At 35.6% G+C, this 22,241-nt stretch carries 15 protein-coding genes; 10 read left to right on the top strand and 5 right to left on the bottom strand.

From position 1 onward, the window contains the following. Positions 1-125 precede the first annotated feature (125 nt). Positions 126-1,013 (top strand): AraC family transcriptional regulator, encoded by an 888-nt coding sequence (locus ACR1PN_RS01145; RefSeq protein WP_433978518.1) that lies wholly within the window; start codon positions 126-128, stop codon positions 1,011-1,013. A gap of 53 nt (positions 1,014-1,066) precedes the next feature. Here the strand turns inward: ACR1PN_RS01145 and ACR1PN_RS01140 are convergent, their stop codons facing one another. Genes ACR1PN_RS01140 through ACR1PN_RS01130 form a run of 3 tightly spaced genes read right to left on the bottom strand, consistent with a single transcriptional unit; the run spans position 1,067 to position 2,727 of the window. Then, positions 1,067-1,297 carry a thioredoxin family protein gene (locus tag ACR1PN_RS01140; RefSeq protein ID WP_433978517.1) on the bottom strand — a complete coding sequence of 77 codons (231 nt, stop codon included), beginning with the start codon at positions 1,295-1,297 and terminating at the stop codon, positions 1,067-1,069. A gap of 25 nt (positions 1,298-1,322) precedes the next feature. After that, positions 1,323-2,222 carry a dihydrodipicolinate synthase family protein gene (locus tag ACR1PN_RS01135; RefSeq protein ID WP_433978516.1) on the bottom strand — a complete coding sequence of 300 codons (900 nt, stop codon included), beginning with the start codon at positions 2,220-2,222 and terminating at the stop codon, positions 1,323-1,325. Positions 2,223-2,241: 19 nt separating this feature from the next. Continuing rightward, a complete protein-coding gene (locus tag ACR1PN_RS01130) occupies positions 2,242-2,727 on the bottom strand; it encodes a cupin domain-containing protein (RefSeq protein WP_378173065.1) in 486 nt (161 codons plus the stop codon). A 98-nt stretch (positions 2,728-2,825) separates the two neighbouring features. Here ACR1PN_RS01130 and ACR1PN_RS01125 point away from each other — a divergent pair, with 98 nt between their 5' ends. From ACR1PN_RS01125 to bglX, 3 genes are all read left to right on the top strand, one after another. Continuing rightward, on the top strand, positions 2,826-4,250 hold the full coding sequence (locus ACR1PN_RS01125) for a PLP-dependent aminotransferase family protein (protein ID WP_433978515.1): 1,425 nt from the start codon (positions 2,826-2,828) through the stop codon (positions 4,248-4,250). 74 nt (positions 4,251-4,324) lie between these two features. Then, entirely contained in the window at positions 4,325-5,950 is a 1,626-nt protein-coding gene (locus ACR1PN_RS01120; RefSeq protein WP_433978514.1) for a DUF6377 domain-containing protein, read from the top strand. Between the two features lie 179 nt (positions 5,951-6,129). Next, on the top strand, positions 6,130-8,424 hold the full coding sequence (gene bglX, locus ACR1PN_RS01115) for a beta-glucosidase BglX (protein WP_433978513.1): 2,295 nt from the start codon (positions 6,130-6,132) through the stop codon (positions 8,422-8,424). Positions 8,425-8,536: 112 nt separating this feature from the next. Here the strand turns inward: bglX and ACR1PN_RS01110 are convergent, their stop codons facing one another. Continuing rightward, a complete protein-coding gene (locus tag ACR1PN_RS01110; protein ID WP_433978705.1) occupies positions 8,537-9,661 on the bottom strand; it encodes a 1-acyl-sn-glycerol-3-phosphate acyltransferase in 1,125 nt (374 codons plus the stop codon). Between the two features lie 301 nt (positions 9,662-9,962). On the opposite strand from ACR1PN_RS01110, the gene ACR1PN_RS01105 reads away from it, so the two are divergent. From ACR1PN_RS01105 to ACR1PN_RS01080, 6 genes are all read left to right on the top strand, one after another. Further along, a complete protein-coding gene (locus ACR1PN_RS01105) occupies positions 9,963-11,027 on the top strand; it encodes a 3-oxoacyl-ACP synthase III family protein (protein WP_433978704.1) in 1,065 nt (354 codons plus the stop codon). 252 nt (positions 11,028-11,279) lie between these two features. Beyond that, positions 11,280-12,680, top strand: coding sequence for a glycoside hydrolase family 28 protein (locus tag ACR1PN_RS01100; RefSeq protein ID WP_433978512.1), 1,401 nt, complete (start codon positions 11,280-11,282; stop codon positions 12,678-12,680). A gap of 241 nt (positions 12,681-12,921) precedes the next feature. Next, positions 12,922-16,485: a DUF4450 domain-containing protein gene (locus ACR1PN_RS01095; protein WP_433978511.1), complete on the top strand. Its 3,564-nt coding sequence runs from the start codon at positions 12,922-12,924 to the stop codon at positions 16,483-16,485. Between the two features lie 236 nt (positions 16,486-16,721). After that, on the top strand, positions 16,722-18,857 hold the full coding sequence (locus tag ACR1PN_RS01090) for a hypothetical protein (protein ID WP_433978510.1): 2,136 nt from the start codon (positions 16,722-16,724) through the stop codon (positions 18,855-18,857). Between the two features lie 319 nt (positions 18,858-19,176). Further along, on the top strand, positions 19,177-20,223 hold the full coding sequence (locus ACR1PN_RS01085) for a GntR family transcriptional regulator (RefSeq protein WP_433978509.1): 1,047 nt from the start codon (positions 19,177-19,179) through the stop codon (positions 20,221-20,223). 91 nt (positions 20,224-20,314) lie between these two features. Then, positions 20,315-20,755 (top strand): nuclear transport factor 2 family protein, encoded by a 441-nt coding sequence (locus ACR1PN_RS01080; protein ID WP_433978508.1) that lies wholly within the window; start codon positions 20,315-20,317, stop codon positions 20,753-20,755. A gap of 215 nt (positions 20,756-20,970) precedes the next feature. On the opposite strand, the gene ACR1PN_RS01075 is transcribed toward ACR1PN_RS01080, so the two are convergent. Then, positions 20,971-22,122, bottom strand: a complete 1,152-nt coding sequence (locus ACR1PN_RS01075; protein ID WP_433978507.1) for an alpha-hydroxy acid oxidase — start codon at positions 22,120-22,122, stop codon at positions 20,971-20,973. Positions 22,123-22,241: the final 119 nt, after the last annotated feature.

Below are 22,241 nucleotides of genomic sequence, written 5' to 3'. Positions count from 1 at the left end.
TAAAAATAATTTTGAAATGAGAATTTAACTTTTCAAATTTAAAACAGCTACAGTTAGTTTTTATGGTATTTTTCATTGAAAAAATAGTCATTTTGATGACTGCAAATTATTATTGAAATTTAAAAATGAAAGATTTATATCCTACTTTTGATATCAACAATTTGTCGACCTGTAATTCAATCAACGAAATTTTCAGTATTGACAGATTTTCAGAGTACCTTGAAGGCAACCCAAAAACAACGAAAGTACATCGGCATTCGTTCTATCACATCACTTATTTCGTAAAAGGAACCGGGGAAAATATTATGGATTTTAAATCGTATGAAGTTTCTCCCGGAAGTATTTTCCTTATGCGTCCCGGGCAGGTTCACAACTGGATTTTGAATGAAAACGTTGAAGGTTATGTAGTCAATTTTTTATCCACTTTTTTTGATCAGCTGCAAATTAATTCTTCTCTGATTGACCAGTTCCCATTTTTCAATCTTTTTCCGAGTGACCAGATGATTGTTTTATCTGAAAATAATTCGGATAAAATGAAAGCTTATTTTGAAGATATTATTTCAGAATCTTCCGACCCAAACGGAAGTTCGCAGATTATGATTGCTGCCATTTTACTGCAGATTTTCGCTTTAGCTGATAAAGAAATCGATTCTAAAGCTGCATTCAACAAAACAAATTACAACTCGCTTATTTTCAAACAGTTTATCGAATTAATCGAAGCCAATTTTCAGGAGATTAAATTGCCTAAAGATTACGCTTCTTTACTAAATATCACTCCTAATCATTTGAATTTCATCTGTAAACAGCAAATCGATTTATCGGCCGGAGAAATTATCAGAAATAGAATTATCCTCGAAGCGAAGAGGCTTTTGGTTAATTTTGATTTGTCCATTGCAGCCATTGCAGAAAAAATGAATTATTTTGACAACTCTAATTTTGTAAAATTCTTCAAAAAACACACAGGAGTTACTCCTGAAGCTTTCAGAAAGCAGTATTACAGTAAGTCTAACTAGTTATTTTTAAATAAAGAAAGCCCGAAAATTATATTCCGGGCTCATTTTCATCATTATTTTAAATCTTCTATTGAAGCTCCAAAGTTGATGTGTAATACATTTCCGTTGGGTGTTACCAAAGCCGGAACCGATTTCACACCTGCTTTTTCAGCCGCTTTAACTTTTGATTTTTTTTCTCCTAAGTGAATGATTTCAACCTGACTTTCAGGAATTAAGTTTAATAAATCCTGTTCTGCACTTATACAAACCGGACAACCTGCATGATAAAAAACTGCTTTTGACATTTTTGTTTGTTTTAAATTAAATAAATTATGATTGATACACTTTATCTGTAATGATTGACAGAATTTCTTTCAATTCTGAACTTTCCTGTGAACTTAATGGTTTTAAAGGACTTCTCAGTTGTCCGCCATCTTCTCCTAAAATATGTAAACCAGCTTTGATGGCTCTCGGTAAACCTTTCGCTACAATGAATTTTAACAAGTCAATCTGCTTGTAGAACAAATTCTGAGCATTTTCAAGATCATTATTCTGAATAGCATTGTAAAGATCAACGTTCAGTTCAGGAATTAAATTCGGTGCAGCAGTACACCAACCATTTGCGCCGGCAACAAAAGCGGCCAATGCCAAAGGATTTGAACCATTGTAAAATGCCACATTTTCGCCTAATTCCTTTCTCAGATAATGCATTCGCTGAATATCTCCTGAACTTTCTTTAATCATCGTTACATTCGGAATTTCCAATAGACGTTTTAGTAAAGCGGGCGACATATCAACTCCACTAGTTGCCGGATTATTATACGCCATAATCGGAATAGAGATTTTTGAAGCAACCGCATCATAATGCGCAACAATTTCATCATCAGTCAGCTTCCAATAGCTCATCGGAATAATCATAACTGCATCTGCCCCTGCATTTTCTGCAAACTTCGCGTGATAAATTGTTTTTTCAGTGGTAAGGTTTGAAACACCGACCAAAGTCGGAACCCTTCCTGCAACCTGTTGAATTGTTGCTTCGGTAATTGCCTCTTTTTCTTCGTCAGTAAGATAAGGTAAAACACCTGTACTTCCCAAAGGTGCAATGCCGTGTGAACCTGAAACAACCAAACGCTCCAACAACTTTTTAAATAAATAGATATCTACTTTTTCATCTTTGTCAAAAGGAGTAATCGGGTAAGCAATAACACCTTTAAATGGTACTTTATTCATAATTTTCTTCTTTAAATGATTAATTAAAATCTCTACCTTCCTCTTCTCTCAATGCAACACCCAAGTTCTGAAGTTGCGGCGCATTTTCACAGGCAATATATCTTGCCGGTTCTGTATCGCTCAAATTCTGATGCTGATGCCAAGCCCAGGAAGGTATGTAGACTGCATCTCCTGCTTCCCACTCTACTTTTTCATCTTCAACCAAAGTCCAGCCTTTCCCTTCCAAAACATATAAAATTGTTTCATACGTATGGCGGTGACGGTTCGTTTTTTGTCCGGGCAATAATCCGCCAATAGTCATACTTACGTTTTTACTTGGCAAATCCACGAAAAAAACAGGATGCTTTCTCTCATCAGAAAACTGACTGTGAACTCCCGCATCTTCCACATTCTTATGAATGACATGACTTGGTTTCACAAAAGCTGGTCTTGCAAAAGTTTGATGAAAATCTTTTGAACTGAATTGCGTCTTTTCAGACTGCTGATTTGTTTTAAATTCTGACATATTCTAAATTTAATATTCTGTTGCATTATTGCTTTACAAAAGTATTTGATATTTGGACTACCTTTGTGATACAGAATCAACAAAAATAAACAGTCCAGATGTTACGAGATTGGAATTTTCAGATAGAATTAAAAAGTGAATATGGTAAGCCCATTTATTTGCAGATTGCCGATGCGATTATGAATGACATTCATTCCGGAAGACTGAAAGCAGGAGATGCATTACCCGGAAGCAGAAATCTATCTCAACTTTTAAAAGTTAACAGAAATACGGTTGTAGAAGCATTAAATGTTTTGCTGAATGAGGGCTGGCTCATTTCAAAAGAACGAAAAGGAACTTTTGTAGCCGATTTTTTGCCTTCAGAGCCCAATTTTAAGAATAAGAAACTAAATGAATCGTCTGAATTTAAACATAAAAATCAGTTCCGTATTCAGTTTGATGACGGTTATCCTGATTCTAAAATTGCACCGATTGAAGAATTGGCAAGAGCTTACCGACAGATTTTCAACCGAAAAGCAAAATGGCAAATGATGGGTTACGGCGATGAATTGGGAGACATAGAATTCCGAAAAAATATTGCGCAAATGCTTAATCATCAAAGAGCAATGCATACGAATGAAGATCAGATCTGCATTACAAGAGGAAGTCAGATGGCGATGTATCTTACAGCGCAATGTCTTTTGAATGACGGAGATTTTGTGATGGTAGAAAATCCGGGTTACAAACCTGCCTGGAAGGCTTTCGAAAATGCTGGAGCCAGATTATTACCCGTAAATGTGGATGAAGACGGATTGATTATCGAAGAGGTTGCGAATTATTTAAAGAAAAATAAAAAAATAAAAGCTATTTATATTACTCCACATCGTCAATATCCGACAACGGTTACTTTAAGTTTAAAAAGACGCCTTGAGCTTGTTAAACTGTCGAATGAATACGGTTTTACGGTTATCGAAGATGATTATGATAATGAATTCTGTTTTGGTTTCCGCCCTATTTTACCGCTTTCAAGTTTACCTGAACTTAAAAATTACGTATATATCGGGACGATGAGTAAAGTGGTTGCTCCGGCTTTGAGGATTGGATATCTCGCCTGCAATAATCATTCATTTATTGAAAAAATATCAGAATTGAGAAAAATCATTGATGTTCAGGGAGACAACATTATGGAACAGGCGGTTTTACAGTTAATAAAAGACGGAACGGTAAAAAGACATATTAAAAAAGCCACCCATTTTTATAAGAATAAATGCCATTCGGTTGCGGAAATACTCAGCCAATATCTAAAGGATAAAGCAGACTACAAAATTCCTGAAGGCGGATTGGCATTCTGGATTATTCCTAAAAAACAAGTCGACTGGTTTGAAATTTCAGAAAACTTAAAACTAAAAGGTATTAAAATAATTACTCCCGACAATTACAGTTTTGACAAAATTATCAACGGAATCAGGCTTGGTTATGGCTCTCTTTCGGAAAAAGAACTGGAAGAAAGTATTATTGCTTTGAGTGAGTTTTTGCAGGTTTAATTTTATCAATTAATGCATCAAAATATAAACAAGTAAATTTGTAAATTCTTAATTGAAAATTCAACAGTATTCTCATGAAATTCTTTTTCGGCTTTTTATTCTTTTTTTCATCTTTATTTCATTCTCAGAGCAATAATGAACTTCTGAAAACATTGACCAAAGAAATCAGTCAGAAGAAAATGTACAGTGATAAAAAAGAAGCGGCTATTGAGGATTTAAAGAGAAACAAATCACAGAATCCAAATCAGGAATATAGTAATAATGAAAATATTTACAGGCTGTACAAGCAATATCAGATTGATTCTGCCGTGCATTATGTAAAGAAAAATATGGCGATTTCGGAGCAGCTTCATAATCCGAAAATGATAGCTGAATCGAGTCTTCAACTGGCGCATCTCTACTCGACCTTGGGGAAATACAAAGAGTCTGAAAATCTTTTGAAAAGTATTAATAAAAACACTTTAGACAACGATACCAAAGCCAATTATTACGATACTTACAGCAAATTTTATGAACACTATACCACCAATATTAATGATGTCAACGGTATAAAAAATATTGAACTGTACCGTGACTCACTTTTGATGGTGCTTCCCAAATCTACTGTTCAATATAAAATTAATCTTTCACAAAAATATATTCACGAAGGAAAGCTGGATAACGCTGAACAACTTCTGCACAATCTGATTAATGAAGCCAAGAAAAAAAATCTCGATTATGCGATGTCGGCTTATCTTTTGGGAGATGTTTACAAACTGAAAAATAAGAAGGACGACGAGCTGAAATATTACCTTATATCAGCGATTACCGATACCCAAAATGCGATTAAAGACAATGCTTCTTACCAAAATTTAGCAATGATCTTTTATCATAATGGAGACATTGATAAAGCCTATCTTTTTACAAAATCTGCGATTGAGGATGCTATTTTTTGTAATGTGAAATTCAGGACTCTGAATATTTCTGAAATGTATTCGATTATCAATAAAGCCTATGTTGATAAAGAAACAAAATCAAAAAGTCAGCTGGAATTATATTTAATTTTCATCAGCTTGCTTTCTGCGATTCTTGCCGGATTGATTATTTACATTTACCGTCAGATGAAAAAGGTTACCCGCATCAAAGAGCAGCTTTCAAAAACGACGGAACAATTGGAACTTTCCAATTCTGAAATTACAAAAACCAACGAAAAACTACAGCTTCTCAATCAGCAATTATCAGAATCAAACCAAATTAAAGAAGAATATATCGCCTATTTTTTTGATACTTGCTCGGCTTACATTAATAAACTGGAAGATTACCGAAAAAATTTAAATAAAAAAGCCAAAGACAATCAGCTTGATGAACTATTCAAAACCTTACGTTCAAATACTTTGATTGAAAATGAGCTGGAGGAATTGTACCGAAATTTCGACCAGATTTTCCTGAATCTTTATCCAAGCTTCGTCACCGATTTTAATTCTTTATTAATTCCTGAAGAAAAAATTGTCTTGAAAAAAGGCGAACTTCTGAACACCGAACTGAGGATTTTTGCCCTCATCAGATTAGGAATTACCGACAGCGTAAAAATTGCAGCCTTCCTTAGATATTCTTTAAGCACGATTTACAATTACAGAACCAAGACCAGAAATAAGGCCGCTGAGTCACGAGATTTGTTCGAAAACAGGGTGGCAAACATCGGAGAAATCGCTTCAAAATAACTCGATTTTTTATATTTCCGCTACATTTTTTGTCTTATTTAAAATTATAAATAATTAATCTTCAGATACTTAATTTTAAAAACTACTACTTTTTAGCTTTCCGATCCAAATCCGCTTCTATTAAATTTTAGTTTTGCCTTAAACGGTTCAATTAACATTTAATTTAAATTATTTTAATAATGAAAAGGATGGTTATCGCAGCTTGTATGGCGGCAAGTATTTCTCAAATCGATGCGCAGACAGTTGCTCAATATGAAAAGGTAAAAATGGATAAATTCATCACGGAACTGATGAGCAAAATGACGGTTGAGGAAAAAATCGGTCAGCTCAATTTTCCGGGCGGTGGAGATGTTACGACAGGTCAGGCAAAAAACAGCAACATCGCAGATAAAGTAAGAAAGGGAAATGTTGGAGCAATCCTAAATCTTAAAGGTGTCGAAAAAATTAAAGAAATCCAGAAAGTTGCGGTTGAAGAAAGCCGCCTGAAAATTCCTTTATTTTTTGCTTTGGATGTGATTCACGGTTACGAAACAGGATTTCCAATTCCATTGGGTTTAGCTGCAACGTGGAATCCAAAGATGATTGAACAATCAGCAAGAATTGCAGCAAAAGAAGTGAGCGCAGATGGAATTAGTCTAACTTTTAGTCCGATGGTTGATGTTTCGAGAGATCCACGTTGGGGAAGAGTTTCTGAAGGAAATGGTGAAGACCCGTTTTTGGGCGGAGAGATTGCAAAAGCTTTGGTAAAAGGTTATCAGGGAGACAATACCTATAAAACCAATTCCCAGATTATGGCGAATGTGAAGCATTACGCTTTATATGGAGCGAGTGAAGCCGGAAGAGATTACAACACGGTGGATATGAGCCGCCAAAGAATGTTCAACGAATATATGTATCCTTACAAAGCCGCTGTAGATGCGGGAGTGGGAAGTGTAATGACTTCATTCAACGACATCGACGGATTGCCTGCTTCTGCCAACAAATGGCTTTTGGATGATGTTCTGAGAAAGCAATGGGGTTTTACAGGCTTCATTATGACCGATTACACGGGAGTGAGCGAAATGGTTGACCACGGAATTGGCGATCTGCAAACCGTTTCTGCAAGAGCTTTGAAAGCCGGAGTTGATTTGGATATGGTCAGTGAAAGTTATTTGGCGACTCTGAAAAAGTCTCTTGACGAGGGAAAAATAACGGTTGCAGATATTGATAAATCTTGCCGTTATATTCTGGAAGCTAAATATAAAATGGGCTTGTTCAAAGACCCATATAAATATATTGATGTAAAAAGACCTGCAAAGGATATTTACACCAAAGAAAACAGAGAATTTGCCAGAAAGATTGCGGCTGAAAGTTTTGTTTTGCTTAAAAATGAGAATGTTTTACCATTAAAAAAGCAAGGAACCATCGGAGTTGTTGGTCCATTAGCCAATACTAGGTCGAATATGCCCGGAACCTGGAGCGTTTCTGTTGATTTGAAAAAACCGTCGGCTTTGGTAGAGGGAATTCAGTCTGTTGCAGGAAAAAACGCGAAAGTTCTTTATGCAAAAGGAAGTCATTTGACCGCTGATCCAGAACTGGAGAAAAGAGCGACAATGTTCGAGCGAGGATTAGGAAGAGAAAACGAAAAACGCAGCGATGAAGAAATGATTAAGGAAGCGCTTGAAGTGGCTTCAAAATCGGATGTGATTGTGGCTGCTTTAGGAGAATCTTCGGAATTCAGTGGAGAATCGAGCAGCAGAACAGACCTTAATATTCCTGATATTCAGCAGAAATTATTAGCCGAATTATTAAAAACAGGAAAACCTGTTGTTTTGGTTGTTTTTAACGGAAGACCTTTAACCTTAAACTGGGAACAGAAAAACGTTCCAGCCATTCTGAATGTTTGGTTTGGGGGTTCTGAAGCTGGTCCTGCAATTGCAGATGTTTTATTCGGCGATGTAAATCCGAGTGGAAAATTACCGATGACCTTCCCGCAAAATGTTGGACAAATCCCGATTTATTACAATCATAAAAGTACAGGAAGACCTTTGGCAGAAGGAAAATGGTTTGAGAAATTCAGGTCAAATTATATTGACGTCAGCAATGATCCTCTCTACCCTTTTGGATATGGTTTAAGTTATACCAAATTTGAATACGGAAGTATTAAGCTAAGTTCAAATCAATTAAATCAAAACGGACAAATCACAGCAAGTGTAGAGGTTACGAATAAAGGTTCTGTAGAAGGTCAGGAAGTTGTGCAGTTGTACATTCGTGATATCGTCGGAAGTATTACGCGTCCTGTAAAAGAACTGAAGGGTTTTGAGAAAATCTCTTTAAAACCCGGCGAAACAAAAACAGTTACGTTTAAAATCACTCCTGAACTTTTGAAGTTCTATAATTATGATTTGGAGTATGTGGTTGAGCCAGGAGATTTTGATTTGATGATTGGAACTAACAGTCAAGATGTGAAAAAAGTAAAATTTGCTTTAAAATAACATCATGTTAAGCTTTAAGCTTATCTATTTTTGATATTTAGAGTCAGTTTTTGGCTTAAATATATTCTATACAGTTTTTTGAGGCGCAGAAAGCTAATTATTTTTTTGCGTCTCATTTTTTATGTTTATTGACCACGGGATTTGCATACATCGCCAGAAAACTCTCTTTTAAAACAGGTTCAGAGCTGTCGATTCTCATTTCAAGACGACGTTCAAAGAGCTGCTTTTCTTCTTCTGTATAAAATTCAGAATATTTTTTTGATTCACTCAGCAAATCAAACGCAATATAGTTGGTTGGCCAAAGTTTGTAATTTTCGATAATGGAATCATCAATAATCTTTGCGATAGCCTGAAGTTGTTTATTTTTATTTTCTGTGGTTGATGCAATTTCGTCAAACTCATTATCCAACACTTTTCCTGCGTGTAGATGAATTCTTTTTTTCTGCCCTAAAACGCCGCTCAGAATGGTTTTAAAATCTTCATTTTCATCTTTTATATAGACTTCATTTTTAGATTTTGCCATCACTTGTGGCATTTTCAGAGCATCCGTAGGATCATATTCATAAGAAATCGATAGCGGAACAATTTTAAGAGACTTAAAAAAATCAGTTAAAGATTCCTTTTCTAATGCCATTGCCAACATTTTCAAAACACCTTGCTGTGTTTCATCGTTTCCGTCTTTTGTACGACCTTCACGTTGTGCAATCCAGACCGAACGGTTTTCTTTTTTTAACAAATCGAAAATGTATTCCGACATAATTTTTGAACTGTTCAGTTGATCACGAATTGACAATCCTCTCTGAACTAAGAAATTACGATTTAATTTTGCTAAAACGTGCAGAAAATTTCTCTGAATAAGATTATCTCCGATTGCAGATGCTGTCATAATCAATTTCTTATCAAGCAAAACCAAATTCAGCAATGATGTGTCTAAAACAATATCGCGGTGATTGGATACAAATAAATATGCAGTATTTTTATCTAAATTTTCAAATCCGGAAGTTGATAAACCCTCAGAACTCTGTTTTAGAATCTGTCGTATAGTACTTGAAATACATTGATGCTGAAAATCACTTATTGATTGAATATTTTTAAATTTTTCAAGCCAAAAATCTTCATCAGAATCAGGAAAAGTAAACTGCATTAATGCCTTCATCATCGGATGCCTCGCAACATTTTGCAGGGCATCGTTCACTTCATGATCATAAAAAAACCTGATCTCATCAAATTTCGACATCATTTTATTTAAAAAATTTCGATTTGCAAAAGAACAAAAAATTTATTCAGTAAATGAATGAATTCGGATCATAATTATGTTTTGAATAAAATTTAACATTTATGGCAGAAAAACACACAATATCAGTTCTTTAAAAATATTTTACTCTTAAATTTTAAAAATAAAAAGATTTTAAAACATTAATTCAATGTAACAAATAACAATCAATTCTATTTTTCGTTTATAAATACATACCTTTATCTAAGGAAATTTAACTTTTTTACAATATTTCCTTCAATTCTCAACAATGAGACTATTTTATATGAGAAGTAAAATCACAGGTGTAGGCAACTACATACCATCAGAAACGATCACCAATTTATTTTTTGACAAGCATATTTTTATGAATGAAGAGGGTGAAAATTTGAAAGAAGACAATGCCTTAATCACAAGTAAGCTTAAAAAAATTACGGGTATTGAAGAGCGAAGATATGCAAGCAATGATCAGACAACTTCTGATTTGGGTTTTATAGCAGCAAAAGCAGCGATTGAAAATTCAGGCGTAGATCCTGAGACATTAGATTATATTATTTTTGCGCACAACTTCGGAGATGTGAGATTCGGTACGATTCAGTCTGATATGGTTCCCAGTCTTGCTTCAAGAGTAAAACATTTATTGCAGATTAAAAATAATTTCTGCGTTGCCTACGATTTATTGTTTGGTTGTCCCGGCTGGATCGAAGGAATTATTCAGGCAAATGCATTCATCAAATCCGGGATCGCAAAAAAATGTCTGGTTATCGGTGCTGAAACACTTTCCCGGGTAGTTGATATTCACGATAGAGACAGCATGATTTACGCAGACGGAGCCGGAGCAGTTGTTGTAGAAGCCAATTCCGAGGAAGACGATTCGGGAATAAAATCCCACTTATCGGCATCTTACACGTTAAATGAAAAAGATTATCTGAATTTCGGTAAATCTTACAATAACGAAAGTTGTCCGGATATAAGATACATTAAAATGGATGGCCGCAAAATCTATGAATTTGCGCTAAGCAATGTTCCCGTTGCCATGAAAAAATGCTTCGATGACAGCGGTTATTCAATTGATCAGCTCGACAAAATTATCATTCATCAGGCAAACGAAAAAATGGACGAAGCGATTGTTCAAAGATTTTACCAATTATATGAGAAATCTATGCCACAAGACATTATGCCGATGGTTATCAGTAAATTAGGAAACAGTAGTGTGGCAACTATACCTTCATTATTAGCAATGATTTTAAATAATGAACTGCCCTCTCATTCTATTCAAAAAGGAGATATTGTTCTGTTTGCTTCGGTAGGTGCAGGAATGAATATCAATGCTTTTGTGTATAAGTTTTAGACTTAATCATCATTAAAATTTAAAGAGAAATAACCTGTTTGTTTCTCTTTTTTATTAAAACCAATTTTTTAATTATTTTAAAATACAAATAAGAAGTTTCACATCACCTTTTTTCTTTCTAATAAACCTAAAATTGCGCAATCGATTACAAAATTTAAAATTTACCGACAGTGCAGGATAATTTATATTTTGAATTAATTTAGATTGCGATTATAAAAGAAAGTATTTTAAACTAAGTAATATTCCGACGTCATGAAAAAATTAGTATTCCTACTACTTACATCAATATCGATTACATTATCTGCACAATACAAACCGTGGACTTCCGCAAAACAGCCTTTAAAGGAAATCAAAGCCCTCAAAAAGCAAATCAAAAAACCTGAATTCAGAAAATTTGATTACTTAATTACAGATTTCGGAGCGGTTGGGGATGGAAAAACAAAAAATACCGAAGCTTTCAAAAAAGCGATTGAAAAATGTAATGCTGAAGGTGGCGGAAGAGTTGTCGTTCCGAACGGCGTTTTCTTAACGGGAGCAATTTATCTTAAATCGAATGTCAATCTTCATTTAAGTGACGGTTCTACGATTTTATTCAGTCACGACAGCAACGACTACCCTATCGTTTTCACGCGTTGGGAAGGTATGGAATGTATGAATTATTCATCTTTGATTTACGCTTACGAAGAAGAAAACATCGCCGTAACCGGAAAAGGAACTTTAGATGGAAATTCTGACAATGACAATTGGTGGTTCTGGTGCGGTGCTACAAAATATGGTTACAACGAAACTCGTCCAGGAAGACAAAATCCAGCCCGTGCGAAACTTCACGAATATATGGCGCAGAGAAAACCTGCAAGAGAAAGAATTTTCGGGGATGGATGGTATTTGAGACCTAATTTCGTTCAGCCTTACAAGTCGAAAAACTTCTATATGGCGGATGTTTTGGTTAAAAATTCTCCAATGTGGAACCTGAATCCTGTTTTGTGTGAAAATGTTTTGATTGAAAGAGTAAAAGTCATCAGTCACGGACCAAACAACGACGGTTTCGACCCTGAAGCCTGTAAAAATGTATGGATTAAAGATTCCTATTTCGACACAGGAGACGACTGTATCGCCATTAAATCCGGAAGAGACGAGGACGGAAGAGACATTGGAAGACCTGCCGAAAACCATATCATCGAAAACTGCGAAATGAAAGACGGTCACGGCGGTGTTGTCATTGGAAGTGAAATTGCAGGAGGTGCGAAAAACATTTACGCCATCGGAAACGTAATGGACAGCAAAAATCTTGATCGTGCTTTAAGAATAAAAACCAGCTCAAGCCGTGGCGGAATCATCGAAAACGTATTTTTCTACAACACAAAAGTGGGCGCTTACAAAGAAGCAGCCGTTCGTTTCAATATGCACTACGAAAAGCCTGGAAACCACATTCCGACGATGAGAAATATCTGGGTGGAGAATCTAACCGTTGACAAAGGCGGAAAATATGCAGTTTTTTCTGATGCTTACGAATCTTCTCCTGTAACAGACTTCACAATGATTAATGCTAAAATGGTGGGCGTTCAGATTCCTTACAAAGTGGATTATATGAAAAATGTGACGTTGAAAAATGTAACTGTTAACGGACAACCTTTAACTGAGTTAAAACCGTAAAAAAAATTATTCAGAGTCTGCATAAATAAAAAAACACAATGTTTTTAAAAATTATATTGTTTAAAAGTCCACAAAGCCGCTTCGCTTATAAAAGCATTATAAGTTTTTCACAAAGAATCTTTTATAAGCGAAGCGGCTTTGTGAGACTAAAATTATTAGATGATTATCAAAACTCTTTGTGAGCTTAATGTTCAAAAAATTGATGTGATAGAAATGAATACAGAATATTTTAACAATTAAAATGCGAAGAAAAACCATTTTCGCCGGACTCATCATTTTATCGGCACTCTCCCATTCTTTTGCCCAATCAAAACATTGGCAGAACAACGAGCGTGAACTGCATTATAAACAAGACAAAGGTGATTTTTTATTGGTCAACGGAAAATACCGTTTCAATCGAGCTTTGTACGGAGATAATCGTGCATCGAGAGTTGAAGCGGGAGACTTGCCGGAATTTGCATTGTATCTTCCGGGAATGGGCGGAAATCTTCAGTTCGTCATTCAGAAAGGAAATTCCATTAAAAAATTAATTCAGGCTAATAAAATTGAAACCCGTTATCGTCCGGGAACGATGCTTTATGAAATCAAAGACCCGATTCTTGGAAACGGAACCTTGAAATTAACCGTTTTGGCTCAAGCGAAAGAAGAAGGTTTGGTTTTAAAAATGGAAACGGTCAATATAGATTCGTCAACGAAAATCTATGCGGTGTATGGCGGTGCGAGCGGAACGACTTTCAGCAGAAACGGAGACATCGGCGCAGACCCGGAATCCGGATTTTACTTGTTGCCTGAATATTGCCTGAATAACCAGTTTCAGCTTAATAAAAATCAATTCCAGCTTAATTATTTAAATAAGAAAAAAGAAACTCAAATTGTCAGTGGAAGTTTTTCAAATGTAAATTTATTACAGCAAACCGATGCTCAAACTTTAGAAAAACTGACTGAGTTTACTCAAAATAAAACAGACAAATCACCGATTGTTTACGCTTCCTATTCTTCGCAAAAACAACCGATTTTTATTCAGATTGCAAAGGGGAAATCAGCCAAAAACTTTTCGGATGAAGACTTAAAAAACATATTTAATGAAGCTGAAAAAGCTCGTTTAATCTTAACGAACAGAATTCAGTTAAAAACTCCGGATGCAGATTTAAATAATTTCGGAGCCAATTTAGCCGTTGCCGCCGACGGAATTTGGGAAAGTCCGACCTTCCTTCACGGCGCCGTTGCGTGGAGAATGCGACTGAATGCTTGGAGAGGCGCTTACACAGCCGATGCATTAAGTTGGCACGACCGAGCAAAAGAACATTTTGAAAGTTATGCGAATTCGCAGGTTTTGAAGCCCGATTCTGCGCCAGTAGAAATGGATACATTGCTTCATTTGGCGAGAAGTGCGGAGAAAATGGGGACTTCTGTTTTTTCAAGCGGATATATTTCCAGAAATCCGAATGACAACACGAAACCGCATCATTACGATATGAATCTAGTATTTTTTGACCAGCTATTTTCGCATTTCAATTACACGGGCGACAAAGAATTTCTGAAGAAAATGTGGCCAACGATGGTTCGTCATATGGATTGGGAAAAACGAAACTTCAAACGTGGCGATTTGTACGATGCATATGCGGCGATTTGGGCGAGTGATGCGCTTCAATATTCGGGTGGAAAAGTGACCCATACTTCGGCATATAATTACAGAGCCAACCGTGAAATGGCGAAGCTGGCAAAAATTATTGGCGAAAATCCGCAACCTTATGAACAGGAAGCTGATGCGATTTTAAAGGCAATGAAAAACGAACTTTGGATTAAAAACAAAGGCTATTTTGCTGAACATAAAGATGCTTTGGGCAATCAAATCGTTCACGACAAACCGGGAATCTGGTCGATTTACCACGTTTCAGATGCGTTTATTTTGAATGAATTTGAGGATTATCAGAACTTACAATACATCAATAATCACACACCGAAAATTCCTATTACGGTGAAAGGTGCGGATCAAAAAGACTATTTTACGTTAGCGACGACCAACTGGCAACCTTACGACTGGTCGATTAACAACGTCGCTTTGGCGGAAAATTTACAGACCGCTTTGGCGTATTGGCAGGCCGGAAGAAATGAGGATGCGTACCAACTTTGGAAAGGAAATCTGGTTGAATCGATGTATTACGGCATCAGTCCGGGAAATTTTGAGCAACTGTCTCATTATGATGCATTTCGTGGCGAATTGTACCGGGATTTTGCCGACCCGATTGGTGTCGCTTCACGAACTTTGACAGAAGGACTTTTCGGAGTTAATCCGAATTTATTAGAAAATAAAATCAGCATCAAACCTGGCTTCCCAAAAGATTGGAATTCTGCAGAACTGAAACTTCCGGATTGGGAATATCAGTTTAAAAGAAGTTCGAAAAAAACGGAATATTTATTTAAATCGAAATATCAGAATCCTGTTTCTTTGGAAATGCAGATCCCTGTGAATGATTCCAATATCAAATCGGTGAAAGTGAATGGTAAAAAAGTGGATTGGAAAGTTAAACCTAATTCTATTTTACAGCCGATTATTCAGTTTGAAACGCCGAAAGGAAAAGATTTTAAGATTGAAATCAATTATTCCGGTGAAGAACTGAAAAACGAACAGACAGATTTTACTAATTATATTTCAGAAAATCTTCAGTTGAATTTCGATTCAAAAAAGAAAATTAAAGATATTGTTGACCCACAAGAATTGGTTAAAAATCGAAATGGAAATCAATTTAATTTAATTCAGGAAGAAAGGAAAGGGACTTTTTTCGTTCAGGTTGAACAAAACGGAACAACTTGGTGGCAACCTGTAAATGTTGACATTCGTTTTCCTTTGGAGACAAAATGGGCGAATAAAAAACTACAAATTCAGTCAAAATCACCGAATCCGATTAATGGAAAACTGAGCATTAATGGTTTAAATAAAACTTTTACCATTCAGAAAAATCAAAATACATTAATTGAAATTCCTCTAAATTATTTAAGCAAAGGAACCAATTCCATAGAACTCGAATACAACGGAATTAAACAAAATATTGAAATCACAGACTGGGAAATTGAAAACCAAGGTCAGTTCAATAATATTTCTTTAGCATCAAAATACAATGAAAAAGTAACGGAGATTTTCAACCAAAAATATCTTTCACCAAGATTGAAAATCCCTACGCTACAACTTCCTTGGCAGGGAATTGGAAACTGGTGTTATCCATTGATTACAGCTCAAATCGATGACAGCGGATTGATGAATAAAAGAAAAAACAACAAAGTTGATTTTCTTGGAATTCCATTTTTAATTGATAAAACAGATAAAAATATTGTGTTCGCAAGTCAGTGGGACAATTATTCTGATTCTATTGAAATCCCTTTGAATGGAAAAGGAAAGAAAATCTATTTCCTGATGGCTGGTTCTACCAATCCGATGCAGTCGCAGATAGTGAATGGAAAAATTACGGTTCAATATGCTGATGGTTCAACTTCAGAATTGGAGTTGAAAAACCCGACGAACTGGTGGCCGATTGAGCAGGATTTGTTTGATGACAATTTTGCTTTTGAAATTCCGGATGATAAAATTCCGTATCGTGTAAAATTAAGAACCGGTGAATTGTACAAAGGCGGAACTTTGAATAAATATTCGAGCATTAAAGGGTTTACAGACCGTCAGGTTGATGGTGGAGCTGCCACTATTTTGGATTTACCAATTGATGCGAATAAAGAATTAAAATCTGTGAAATTAACGGCAGTGAGCAATGATGTGGTAATTGGAATGATGAGTGCCACGGTTTTGAGATAAATTAAATGCCACGAATGCACGAATAGTTGAATGAAAATTTTGTGCATTAGTGGCTGATAAAAATAAATGATTAAATGATTTAACCGCAAAAGGTTCAAAAGAAATGTTTGAAAATAAGAAATTCAAAAGTTTGCAAATGTATGATTTTCCATTCTCGTTTTGCCATCTTTTGAATAGCTAAATAATAAGAGAAATCTTTTGTCTCTTTTGCGGTTAAAAACAAAATAAATTTAAAAATGAAGAAAATTGCAATATATCTGAGTCTTTTCTGCATTGGATTTTCATCCCTGAATGCTCAGAAAATCGACCGTAAAAAAGTGGTTCAGCGACATAATGTGGTCAACACAAAAGCAGATACTTTATCAACTTTAACAGTTGGAAACGGGAAATTTGCTTACACGGTTGACATCACCGGAATGCAGTCGTTCCCTGAATATTACAAAAACGGAGTTTCTTTGGGAACGCAGTCGGAATGGGGCTGGAACAGTTTTCCGAATACTGAAAATTTCAAATTTGAGGAAACTTTAAAGCCTTACGATTTTAATAATGACGGTCGAAAAGCGTTGTACAGTGTGCAAATCAAAGAGCCGGAACGCAATAAAAAGGCAGTTGAATATTTCAGAGTCAATCAACATCGTTTGCAACTCGGAAATGTCGGGATTGAACTGATTAAAAAGAACGGTCAGAAAGCGCAGGTTTCAGATATTCAAAACATCAATCAGAAAATTGATTTGTGGACAGGAATTATCACCAGTGAATTTTCTTTAGAAGGAACTCCTGTAAAAGTCTGGACGGCTTCTTTCCAAAATTCAGACAAAATCGGGGTGAAAATTGAGTCTGATTTAATCAGTCAGAAAAGATTAAAGGTTTTTGCAAAATATCCTTATCCGAGCGGACAGTTTTTGGATGAAGCAGCTTTTTACGGAAATGCTGATAAACATTCAACAAAAATCATCTCTTCAAATTCAACTCAGGGATTGATTGAGCATAAATTACAGACTGCAGATTATTTTACTCAATTATACTTCACCGATGGGAAATTGAGCGAGGCTGGAAAACATTATTTTGTGTTCGAACCTTCTTCAAAAAGCAAAAATTTAGAATTGACGGTTGAATTTTCAGAAAAAAATCAGAAAACTTCAAAAACTTTATTTGCAGATGCTGAAAAAGAAAGTATTTCAGGATGGAAGAACTTTTGGGAAAGCGGTGCAGCTGTGGATTTTGAAGGAAGTACAGATAAAAGAGCCAATGAACTGGAGCGCAGAATTGTTTTGTCAGAATATTTAACGAAAGTTCAGTGTGGAGGAAGCAATCCGCCACAGGAAACAGGTTTGACATTCAACAGCTGGTATGGAAAACCACACACCGAAATGCATTGGTGGCACGGCGTTCATTTCGCTTTGTGGGGAAGACCGGAAATTTTGGAAAAGCAATTGGATTATTATTTCAGGTCGTTTGAAAAAGCAAAAAAATTAGCGGAAAGACAAGGTTATAAAGGTGTTCGTTGGATTAAAATGTCGGATAATGAAGGAAACGAAAGTCCTTCTTCCGTAGCCGCATTTTTGATTTGGGAACAACCGCATTTGATTTATATGACTGAGCTTTTGTACCGTCACAACAAAGACAAAAAAGTTTTAGAAAAATATAAAGATTTGGTGTACGAAACAGCAGAATTTATGGCTGATTTTGCAACTTACGATAAAGAGAAAAACCGTTATAATTTAGGAAAAGGTGTCATTCCAGCACAGGAAGTTTTCCCTGCGAAAGATACTTATAATCCGACTTATGAAGTGGCGTATTGGGATTGGGCATTAAAAGTAGCGCAACAATGGAAAGAAAGATTAGGTGAATCGAGGGATAAAAAATGGGATGATGTGATTACAAAATTAGCTCCGCTTCCGGTTCAGGACGGTGTTTATTTATCCACAGAATCAGCGAAAGATTCTTTCACTTTTCCAAAATGGATGACCGACCACCCTGCAGTTTTAGGAGCTTTGGGAATGGTTCCCGAATCTCCGAAATTGGATAAAAAAATAATGAAAAACACGCTCGACATCGTTTGGGAAAGATGGAACTGGGGGCACACCTGGGGTTGGGATTTCCCGATGACCGCGATGAATGCCGCAAGATTGGGACTTCCAAACAAAGCTTTGGATGCTTTATTTATGGATGTTCAGACGAATACTTATTTGAAAAACGGACATAATTTTCAGGATGGAAGATTGAGAATTTATCTTCCCGGAAACGGTGGAATTCTGACGACCGTTGCAATGATGCTTGAAGGTTGGGATAGCTCTACAGGACAATTCCCAGGATTCCCGAAAGACGGAACCTGGAAAATAAAAGCGGAAGGGTTCAAAAAGATGCCTTAAAAAAATTCACATTTATATTAATCGAAGTCTGTCCTGAAAAGGGCAGGCTTTTTTGTTGGAGAGTTGGAATGTCGAAGTGTTTTAGAGTTTAAAAATCTTATAGTTTAATCTTACGTTAAGAAATTGGTGATTTTAACAATATTAAACATTAATAAAGCAAAAATAAAAACTCATTAAAAATCAACGAGTTAAAAACAATTTCCTATTTAAACATGACGATTATCAGTTATCATATTTTTTTGTAACTTGTCTTCTGTCACAAAATCATTTTTTGAAATTAAATTTTGTTAAACTAAAATAAATTTCATTACGACAAGTCATGGCTGAAACATTCGAAATAAACATCAACGAAAACTCCAGGGTTCCAAAATACAAGCAGATTGTAGATTCTATTCTGAACGGAATTGATGGTGGCGAAATCAAGATCGGAGAGAAAATTCCTTCTATCAACGAACTTAGCGAATCATGTTTTCTTTCAAGAGATACTGTAGAAAAAGCTTATAAAGAGCTTAGAAAAAGACAGATCATCGAGTCGGTAAAAGGTAAAGGATATTATATTTCACGCATCAACAAGAATGACAGCATCAATATTTTCTTTCTGATCAACAAACCGAGTACCTACAAAATGATGATCTACAATTATTTTGTGAACGCTATCGGTAGCAAAGGAAATGTAGAAATGTACATTTATCATTGTGATGAGACCCTTTTCATCAATTCACTCAAAAAAAATCTTGGCGGTTTTGATTATTATGTGATTATGCCGCATTTCCGAGATGAACAATCAAAGCATACCAGTTCTACCAAAGAAATCATTGAAATTATCGAGAAAATTCCGAAAAACAAATTATTGATGCTTGATAATACGAAACCCGATATTTCAGGAGAGTATGGTTCAATATTTCAGGATTTTGAGCATGATATTTACAATGCTCTAAAGGAAGGGTTAAACAAAATACAGAAATACGAGAAGATCATATTGGTTTATCCCGATAAAGATATTCATCCCTATCCTTTCAGAATTGCGCGTGGATTTGAGAAATTCTGCAAAGATTTTAAGCTTGATTATGAAATTCTTGATGAAATTTATCCCGATATGGAATTACAGGACAAAGATATTTTCATCACAATTCGTGAGCGTGATCTTGTGAATTTGGTAAAACAAATCAGACAGAAAAATCTTAAATTGGGCGAAGACATCGGCATTATTTCTTACAATGAGACTCCTTTGAAGGAATTGCTTGGAATTACCGTAATTACAACAGATTTCAAAGCAATGGGAGAATCTGCAGCTTATATGATTTTGAAGAATAAAAAAGAACAGGTGAATAATGTGTTTAAATTTATTCAAAGGGATTCTCTGTAATTAAATATTTGTTTCAATTTATAATAACAAAATGCAATCGATTGCATTTAAAACATTTATTAATCAATTCAAAAAATATAGTATTCAAATCATGTTTAAAAAAATAATTTTTGCTTTCAGCTTTTTACTAGTAATTTCTATTTCTGCACAAAAGAAAAATGATCAAGCTGTAACAGAAGCTGTAGAAAAACTAAGATTAGCTATGGTCAGCGGCGAAAAATCTGCTCTGGAGTCATTAATTTTACCAGAACTGACTTATGGACATTCTGGAGGACATATTGATGATGCGGAGGAATTTGTGGATAAATTGGTCAACAAAAAATCGGATTTTGTAACCATTGAAATTACCAACCAAAATGTACAGATTGTAGGAAATACAGCGATTGTGCGTCATCATTTATATGCTACTACAGCGGATTTAGGCAAAGCTCCCGGAGATGTAAGTCTGGATATTGTTTTGGTTTGGGTTAAAATGAAAAAGGATTGGAAATTGCTGGCGAGACAAGCAGTAAAAGCTGAGAAGAAAAAATAAGTCATCTATTTAGGGAGAAACTAAAATTCGCAAACTCAGGGTTGCGAATTTTTTATTTTGAAGCATCTTGTAAATTTTGCTAAAGCCAATTGAAAATTTCATAATAAAAAAACGGGCTAAAGCCCGTTCCTATTGAATATTGATTCAGTAATATATTTATTTTATAGAATATTGGGCAACTTCCAGCCTTCAACTTCTAACTCTCACCCAAAAAACTATTTTACCCTGAAATTCTGTAACTGCTCCGGTTTATCACAGCAAACCTGTTCCATAACCTGTCTGAACTGCATTTTCAGCATTTCAATAATGTGATCTCCGCCTTTTTCGCCTAAAGCTCCGACTGCGTACATAAATGTTCTTCCCATAAAGGTAAATTCAGCACCACAACTTAAAGCCCTGGCAACATCCGGACCGGTTCTTACACCACTGTCCATCATTATTTTGATCTGACCTTTATATTTTTCACTGATTTCTTTTACTACAGCGATCGTAGATTCTCCTGCATCAAGCTGTCTTCCGCCATGATTGGAAATAATCATTCCGTCAAAACCTAAACGTACTGCTTCTGCGGCATCTTCATCAGAAGCAACACCTTTAATGACCAATTTTCCTTTCCATTTATCGCGGATGGCTTTGATTCTATCAGAATTTAATCTTCCTGAGAAAGTAGAATTCATGAACTGTCCCAATTGTTTCACGTTCATGTTTTTATCCATATATTTCTCCATGGTTTTAAAGCTCGGAACGCCGTGTTTCAGCATTTCCAAACACCACTGAGGTTTTACCAAAGCCTGAGAAACATTTCTGAAATTTAGTTGTGGAGGCATTGCCAAACCGTTTCTGATTTCTTTGGCTCTGTAACCAAAAGTCGGAACATCTGATAAAACACAAAGTACATCGTAACCGGAAGCTTCACAACGGTCGAGAATATCGTCTCTCAACCATTCTTCTTTCGGATGATATAACTGATACCAGGCTTTTCCTTCCGTTAATTCAGCAATTCTTTCGATGCTGCTTGTTGTTACGGTACTTAAAATGAAAGGAATATTATGTTTAAAAGCTGCTTTTGCCAAAATTTCAGGAGCATTCGGCCACATTAACCCCTGTAAACCCACCGGAGAAATTCCGAAAGGTGCAGAATAGGTTTTTCCGAATAATTCAGTTTCCATATTGGCTTCTGCGTAGTTGTTGTTCAGATATTGCGGACGAAGCAAAACTTCACGCAATTCGCTTGTATTTCGGTCGCGGTTGATGTTTTCATTACAGCCTCCGTCCAGATATTCAAAGGCAAAACGGGGCATTCTTTTTTGAGCCCTTTCAATTAAAAGTTCAAGCGATGCATATTTGGTATCAAATGGAAATGCCATAGTTTGTTTGATGTTTGATGTTGGGTGATGGATGTTTGATAATTGATGATAGACAATACAAAATTAATTAATATGTATATTTTCATTTAACTTCCAGCATCTGACTTCCAGCTTCCAAC

This window comes from Chryseobacterium sp. RLHN22, from assembly GCF_051011795.1.
GTDB classification, from domain to species: Bacteria; Bacteroidota; Bacteroidia; order Flavobacteriales; family Weeksellaceae; genus Chryseobacterium; species Chryseobacterium zhengzhouense.
The sequence above is the reverse complement of the archived record's forward strand: the minus strand, read 5'-3'. Positions and strand labels throughout refer to the sequence as shown.

What these genes read in the sequence shown, in the direction of transcription:
- ACR1PN_RS01105 (WP_433978704.1), top strand. Translation starts at nt 9,963, where the DNA reads ATGAGAAGTAAAATCACAGGTGTAGGCAACTACATACCATCAGAAACG.
- ACR1PN_RS01095 (WP_433978511.1), top strand. Translation starts at nt 12,922, where the DNA reads ATGCGAAGAAAAACCATTTTCGCCGGACTCATCATTTTATCGGCACTC.
- bglX (WP_433978513.1), top strand. Translation starts at nt 6,130, where the DNA reads ATGAAAAGGATGGTTATCGCAGCTTGTATGGCGGCAAGTATTTCTCAA.
- ACR1PN_RS01125 (WP_433978515.1), top strand. Translation starts at nt 2,826, where the DNA reads ATGTTACGAGATTGGAATTTTCAGATAGAATTAAAAAGTGAATATGGT.
- ACR1PN_RS01075 (WP_433978507.1), bottom strand. Translation starts at nt 22,122, where the DNA reads ATGGCATTTCCATTTGATACCAAATATGCATCGCTTGAACTTTTAATT.
- ACR1PN_RS01090 (WP_433978510.1), top strand. Translation starts at nt 16,722, where the DNA reads ATGAAGAAAATTGCAATATATCTGAGTCTTTTCTGCATTGGATTTTCA.
- ACR1PN_RS01100 (WP_433978512.1), top strand. Translation starts at nt 11,280, where the DNA reads ATGAAAAAATTAGTATTCCTACTACTTACATCAATATCGATTACATTA.
- ACR1PN_RS01140 (WP_433978517.1), bottom strand. Translation starts at nt 1,297, where the DNA reads ATGTCAAAAGCAGTTTTTTATCATGCAGGTTGTCCGGTTTGTATAAGT.
- ACR1PN_RS01080 (WP_433978508.1), top strand. Translation starts at nt 20,315, where the DNA reads ATGTTTAAAAAAATAATTTTTGCTTTCAGCTTTTTACTAGTAATTTCT.
- ACR1PN_RS01130 (WP_378173065.1), bottom strand. Translation starts at nt 2,727, where the DNA reads ATGTCAGAATTTAAAACAAATCAGCAGTCTGAAAAGACGCAATTCAGT.
- ACR1PN_RS01145 (WP_433978518.1), top strand. Translation starts at nt 126, where the DNA reads ATGAAAGATTTATATCCTACTTTTGATATCAACAATTTGTCGACCTGT.
- ACR1PN_RS01120 (WP_433978514.1), top strand. Translation starts at nt 4,325, where the DNA reads ATGAAATTCTTTTTCGGCTTTTTATTCTTTTTTTCATCTTTATTTCAT.
- ACR1PN_RS01085 (WP_433978509.1), top strand. Translation starts at nt 19,177, where the DNA reads ATGGCTGAAACATTCGAAATAAACATCAACGAAAACTCCAGGGTTCCA.
- ACR1PN_RS01135 (WP_433978516.1), bottom strand. Translation starts at nt 2,222, where the DNA reads ATGAATAAAGTACCATTTAAAGGTGTTATTGCTTACCCGATTACTCCT.
- ACR1PN_RS01110 (WP_433978705.1), bottom strand. Translation starts at nt 9,661, where the DNA reads ATGTCGAAATTTGATGAGATCAGGTTTTTTTATGATCATGAAGTGAAC.